This is a genomic window from Erwinia oleae, from assembly GCF_000770305.1.
In the GTDB taxonomy this organism is placed as follows: Bacteria; Pseudomonadota; Gammaproteobacteria; order Enterobacterales; family Enterobacteriaceae; genus Erwinia; species Erwinia oleae.
In genome coordinates this window covers 1-6,066 of record NZ_JNVB01000121.1, presented here as the reverse complement: position 1 = coordinate 6,066, position 6,066 = coordinate 1, and the positions used below count along the sequence as shown (strand labels likewise).

Sequence of the window (6,066 nt, the reverse complement as noted above, 5' to 3'; positions counted from 1 at the left end):
GTACGGTATTCAGGGCACGCCCGCCATTCTGCTGGAAAACGGCATGATGGTGCCGGGTTACCAGGGGCCGAAAGAAATGAAGCAGATGCTCGACAGCCAGAAAACGGGTAGTTGAGCCGGGTGAATAACAAAACAGAACTCCGCCGTCGTCAGGCGGCGGACGGGTGCGAACTGCCGTCCGACCTTCATCCGCTGCTTCGTCGTCTTTACGCCCATCGCGGCGTCCGCCAGGCGAGTGAACTGGAACGGGGCGCGAAAAACCTTCACGCGTTCCATTCGCTCAGCGGTATCGACAAGGCCGCTGAGATCCTGCAACAGGCTATCGCTGCGGATCTTTGCATTATGATCGTGGGCGACTTTGACGCCGACGGCGCCACCAGCACCGCGCTGACGGCGCTGGCGCTGCGCAGCATGGGCGGCAATAATGTTAAATATCTGGTGCCCAATCGATTTGACGATGGCTACGGACTGAGTCCGGACGTGGTAGAACAGGCGGCGGCGCGCGGCGCGCAGCTTATTCTGACGGTGGATAACGGCATTTCATCGCACGCCGGCGTCAGCCTTGCTCATGAGAAGGGCATCGCGGTAGTGATTACCGACCATCATCTGCCGGGCGAAACGCTGCCGGATGCGGACGCCATCGTCAATCCCAACCTGCCTGATTGCCGCTTTCCATCGCGGTCGCTGGCAGGCGTCGGGGTGGCGTTTTACCTGATGCTGGCGCTGCGGGCGCGCCTGCGAGACAGCGGCGTTACCGCTTTACCGAACCTGGCGGAACTGCTGGATCTGGTGGCGCTCGGCACCGTTGCCGACGTGGTGCCGCTGGATGCCAACAACCGTATTTTGGTCTGGCAGGGATTGAGCCGTATTCGTGCGGGCAAATGCCGACCCGGCATTCGTGCGCTGTTGGAAATAGCGAATCGCGACGCGCGGCAGCTTAACGCCAGCGATCTTGGGTTTGCGCTGGGGCCGCGCCTCAATGCGGCTGGCAGGCTGGATGATATGTCGGTCGGCGTGGCGCTGCTGCTTAGCGACGATCTGGCTCAGGCCCGTATGCTGGCCAGCGAGCTGGACGCGCTCAATCAGACGCGTAAAGAGATTGAGCGCGGAATGCAGGCGGAAGCGCTGGCGCTGTGCAACGCGCTGGAGCGCGAAAGCGAAACTCTGCCGCTGGGCATCGCCATGTTTCATCCTGAATGGCATCAGGGCGTGGTAGGCATACTTGCTTCACGTTTAAAAGAGCGATTTCACCGGCCGGTGATCGCTTTTGCGCCCTCGGGCGACGGCATGCTGAAAGGCTCCGGCCGATCCGTCAGCGGACTGCATATGCGCGATGCGCTGGAGCGTCTGGATACGCTTCATCCGGGGTTGATGATTAAATTCGGTGGTCACGCGATGGCGGCAGGTTTAACGCTGGAAGAGGCGAAATTCGATGAGTTCCGACAGCGCTTTGGCGATCTGGTAGGCGAATGGCTGGATAAAGAATCCCTACAGGGCGTGATCTGGTCAGATGGCGAGCTGATGGCGCAGGAGCTCACGCTACCGACTGCCGAGCTGTTGCGCGAGGCTGGCCCATGGGGGCAGGCATTCCCCGAACCGCAGTTTGATGGCAGGTTCACGCTTATCCAGCAGCGGCTGGTCGGCGAGCGCCATTTAAAAGTGATGCTTGAGCCGCTTGGCGGCGGCCCGCTGCTGGACGGCATCGCCTTCAACGTGGATACCACGCTCTGGCCCGATAACAGCGTCAGGCAGGTTGAGCTGGCCTATAAGCTGGATATTAACGAGTTTCGCGGCAACCGCAGTGTTCAACTGATTATCGAACACCTCTGGCCGCTGTAGGCTTTCGTCTCCGGCATATCGCAGGCCGGAGACGGTCAAATTGCCGCCCGGAATGCTATAAACCGCAGGCGATTTCAGGTAAACTGCTGCGCTACATTTATGCCTATCTGGAACACTCTACAGCCATGTTTGAAATTAATCCGGTAAAGAACCGAATTCAGGATCTCTCTGAGCGCAGCGGCGTTCTCAGGGGGTATCTTTGACTACGATGCCAAGAAAGAGCGCTTAGAAGAAGTTAACGCCGAGCTGGAGCAGCCGGACGTCTGGAACGAGCCTGAACGCGCCCAAGCGCTGGGTAAAGAGCGCTCCTCGCTGGAAGCCATCGTCGATACGCTGGAGCAGATGAGCCAGGGTCTGGAAGACGTGGCTGGCCTGCTGGAGCTGGCGGTCGAAGCCGAAGACGAAGACACCTTCAACGAAGCGGTCGCCGAACTGGACGGCCTGGAGAAGAAGCTGGGCGAGCTTGAGTTCCGCCGCATGTTCTCTGGTGAGTACGACAGCGCCGACTGCTACATTGATATTCAGGCCGGTTCCGGCGGTACGGAAGCACAGGACTGGGCCAGCATGCTGGTGCGTATGTACCTGCGCTGGGCCGAAGCCAAAGGTTTCAAAACCGAAGTTATTGAAGAGTCCGAAGGGGAAGTGGCCGGCACTAAATCCGCTACGCTGCGCATCAGCGGCGATTATGCCTTCGGCTGGCTGCGTACCGAAACCGGCGTACATCGCCTGGTGCGTAAAAGCCCGTTTGACTCCGGCGGCCGTCGCCATACCTCATTCAGTTCCGCCTTTATCTACCCAGAGGTGGATGACGATATTGATATCGAAATCAATCCGGCGGATCTGCGCATTGACGTTTATCGCGCATCAGGCGCGGGCGGACAGCACGTTAACCGTACGGAATCGGCGGTGCGTATTACTCACATACCGACCAATACCGTGACGCAGTGTCAGAACGACCGCTCTCAGCATAAAAACAAAGACCAGGCGATGAAGCAGATGAAGGCGAAGCTGTACGAACTGGAAATGCAAAAGAAAAATGCTGAGAAACAGGCGCTGGAAGACAATAAATCCGATATCGGCTGGGGCAGCCAGATCCGTTCATATGTGCTTGATGACTCGCGCATCAAGGATCTGCGCACCGGCGTCGAAACGCGCAACACCCAGGCCGTGCTTGACGGCGATCTGGACCGTTTTATTGAAGCAAGTTTGAAAGCAGGGCTATAAGGAACTGACATGTCTGAACAACATCCGCAGGGCGCTGACGTCGCGCTTGAGTTGAATAATGAACTGAAGGCGCGTCGTGAAAAGCTCAGCGCGCTGCGTGAAAACGGCGTGGCATTTCCGAATGATTTCCGCCGCGATCGTACCGCTGATGTGCTGCACGCTGACTACGATGCGAAAGAGAATGACGAGCTTGAAGCGCTCGGCATCGAGGTAAGCGTGGCCGGTCGTATGATGACCCGTCGCATCATGGGTAAAGCATCGTTCGTGACGCTTCAGGACGTCGGCGGTCGTATTCAGCTTTACGTCTCCCGCGACGATCTGGCGGAAGGCATTTATAACGAACAATTTAAAAAATGGGATCTGGGCGACATCGTCGGCGCGCGCGGCAGGCTGTTCAAAACCAAAACCGGCGAGCTGTCCATCCACTGCCACGAGCTGCGTCTGCTGACCAAAGCGCTTCGTCCGCTGCCGGACAAGTTCCACGGCCTGGCCGATCAGGAAACGCGCTATCGCCAGCGCTATCTGGATCTGATCGCCAACGACGAATCCCGCAAAACCTTTAAAATTCGTTCGCAGATCATGGCAGGCATCCGCAGCTTTATGGTCGGCCGCGACTTTATGGAAGTCGAAACGCCGATGATGCAGGTGATCCCTGGCGGCGCGTCGGCGCGTCCTTTTATCACCCACCATAACGCGCTGGATATTGATATGTATCTGCGCATCGCGCCGGAGCTTTATCTGAAGCGCCTGGTGGTTGGCGGCTTCGATCGCGTGTTTGAAATTAACCGCAACTTCCGCAACGAAGGTATTTCGCCGCGCCACAACCCTGAGTTCACCATGATGGAACTCTATATGGCCTACGCGGACTACAGGGATCTGATCGAACTGACCGAAAACCTGTTCCGCACGCTGGCGCAGGACGTGCTGGGCACGACGGTAGTACCTTACGGCGAGCAGGAGTTTGACTTTGGCAAACCGTTCGAGAAGTTGACGATGAAAGAGGCGATTTTGAAGTATCGCCCTGAAACCAATCTGACCGACCTCGACGATTTTGATAAGGCCGCTGCGATTGCGCAGTCGCTGGGCATCAAAATCGAGAAGAGCTGGGGTCTGGGCCGCCTGGTGACTGAGATTTTCGAAGAGACAGCGGAAGCGCATCTGATCCAGCCGACCTTTATCACCGAATACCCGGCGGAGGTTTCACCGCTGGCGCGTCGCAATGACCTTAACCCGGAGATCACCGACCGCTTTGAGTTCTTCATTGGCGGTCGCGAAATCGGCAACGGTTTCTCCGAGTTGAATGATGCGGAAGATCAGGCCGAGCGTTTCCAGCAGCAGGTTAACGCAAAAGACGCCGGTGATGACGAAGCGATGTTCTATGACGAAGACTACGTTACCGCGCTGGAGCATGGTCTGCCGCCAACGGCGGGTCTGGGTATCGGCATTGACCGCATGGTGATGCTTTTTACCAACAGCCATACCATCCGCGATGTGATCCTCTTCCCGGCGCTGCGTCCGGGCAGCCGCTAAGCTATAAAGACGATAAAAAGGGGCGAAGAGATTCGCCCTTTTTTATTTCGTCGCGATCTGTGACGCCAGGCCGATCCTCTCTGCATTCACCTTCTATAGTTAGCAGACCCATATGGGTTAACGGAGGTGGCTATGTCTGAACGTCCCGATTATCAAGATCCCGTTCCTGATGATGCAGAATATCCGGCTTATGAAGACGATGAAGATCTGCCAGAAGGAAGTGACGAAATTGTCGACCCGCTCGAAGACGATGATGAAGATTTACCTGAAAAGGACATCTGATCTGCCCGCCTGAACCGCTCGCATAAAGCCGGGCTGTAGTTTGAGCCTGAGCCGGGTCACCTGCCTGGCTCAGGCTTTATCTGCCACAATCCTGCATCACAATGGAACTTCCCTTCTGCCTCTTACACTTAGCCTGTTAGTAAAATGGCGCGGCGCATTCGTCGCGCCGGTTCATCAGTCAGGGTAAAAAGGGGAGAACCGTGCCGTCACCAATTTCCGGAAGAATACCCGTTGCGCCAACCAGCCGGGAGCTGCGCGATCTGGGGCCGAATGACAGAGTGAATATCCGTCTGGCACTGGAGCCCGGCAACCGGGTGCATCGCGACTGCGAAGTGAGGGTCAGCGGTCAGCAGTACGATGCATTGCGCGCGGCAAACAAAGCCATTCAGGATACCCACAAGATCCTCTTCATGGGCGTGGGCGATCAGCGTTTTCATTCCCTTAATACCAATGCCGAGACGTTCAAGCGTCTGTTGGTGATGCGCAAGCGCATTGAAGATGCAAAGATGACGCCGCTTCAGAGCATATGGGAAGCAAAGCGTTATCGCGTGGGGAACTGCGGTGAACTGGCGATGATCTGTGGGCAGTTGATCGCCAGTTCCGGGTTAAATCAGCCCGTGTCGGTAGTGGAAACGAAGGGCAAAGTTGATCATACCTATGTGGTTATTGGCGATCCTGCTTCAAAAGATGAGAAGGTCATCGCCGATCCCTGGGCGCTGTTCAGCCGTGCCATGCTGGAAAAGAACTTCCACTATGCCAGCGCCAGCTCAAGAGTGGTGCATACGTTCACACCGCAATACGATCCCGCGATGAAGGCGGAACTCACCAGCGGCGGCATGGTCAGCCGTGACGACGTGGAGCGGGAATTCGCGCCGTTAAGTGAGGCGCTGGGTAACCCTGATAACGAGTCCCTGATAAAAACGGCGACAAAAAAACGTTGGGTATACGATCAGTTTCACGCCTCGGATAACCTGGGCGAAAGGTATCGTTACGGTTCCGGCCACGATAAGCGCTATGTGGATCAGAACATGACGAAGGCGGAATACCAGGAGATTTACAACGGCCCGCGCCCCTCGGCGCCGGAACCGCGCCCAGCCCGCTACTATCCGCCTGCGGCGGGCGGAAGCATGCCGCAGCGCAGCTACAGTAGCCGAACCCGACCTGCCTCACAGTATGCGCCGGAAGCAGACC

General features: G+C 57.1%; 4 protein-coding genes and 2 pseudogenes. All 6 read left to right on the top strand.

The features are described 5' to 3' along the window. A pseudogene (locus GS12_RS24470) lies at positions 1-115 on the top strand (bifunctional protein-disulfide isomerase/oxidoreductase DsbC); the annotation flags it as partial. A 5-nt stretch (positions 116-120) separates the two neighbouring features. Continuing rightward, the gene (gene recJ / locus GS12_RS21810; RefSeq protein ID WP_034950891.1) at positions 121-1,839 is read left to right on the top strand and encodes a single-stranded-DNA-specific exonuclease RecJ; all 1,719 of its coding nucleotides are present in this window, start codon (positions 121-123) and stop codon (positions 1,837-1,839) included. 125 nt (positions 1,840-1,964) lie between these two features. Then, a protein-coding gene (prfB, locus tag GS12_RS21805) for a peptide chain release factor 2 (RefSeq protein WP_152601473.1) occupies positions 1,965-3,063 on the top strand; the annotation gives its coding sequence in 2 pieces (ribosomal slippage) (positions 1,965-2,039 and positions 2,041-3,063; 1,098 coding nt in all). Between the two features lie 9 nt (positions 3,064-3,072). After that, positions 3,073-4,593, top strand: coding sequence for a lysine--tRNA ligase (gene lysS, locus GS12_RS21800; protein ID WP_034950888.1), 1,521 nt, complete (start codon positions 3,073-3,075; stop codon positions 4,591-4,593). A gap of 132 nt (positions 4,594-4,725) precedes the next feature. Continuing rightward, a complete protein-coding gene (locus GS12_RS24780) occupies positions 4,726-4,875 on the top strand; it encodes a hypothetical protein (RefSeq protein WP_162834966.1) in 150 nt (49 codons plus the stop codon). 200 nt (positions 4,876-5,075) lie between these two features. Beyond that, positions 5,076-6,066: pseudogene (locus GS12_RS21795) on the top strand (hypothetical protein); the annotation flags it as partial.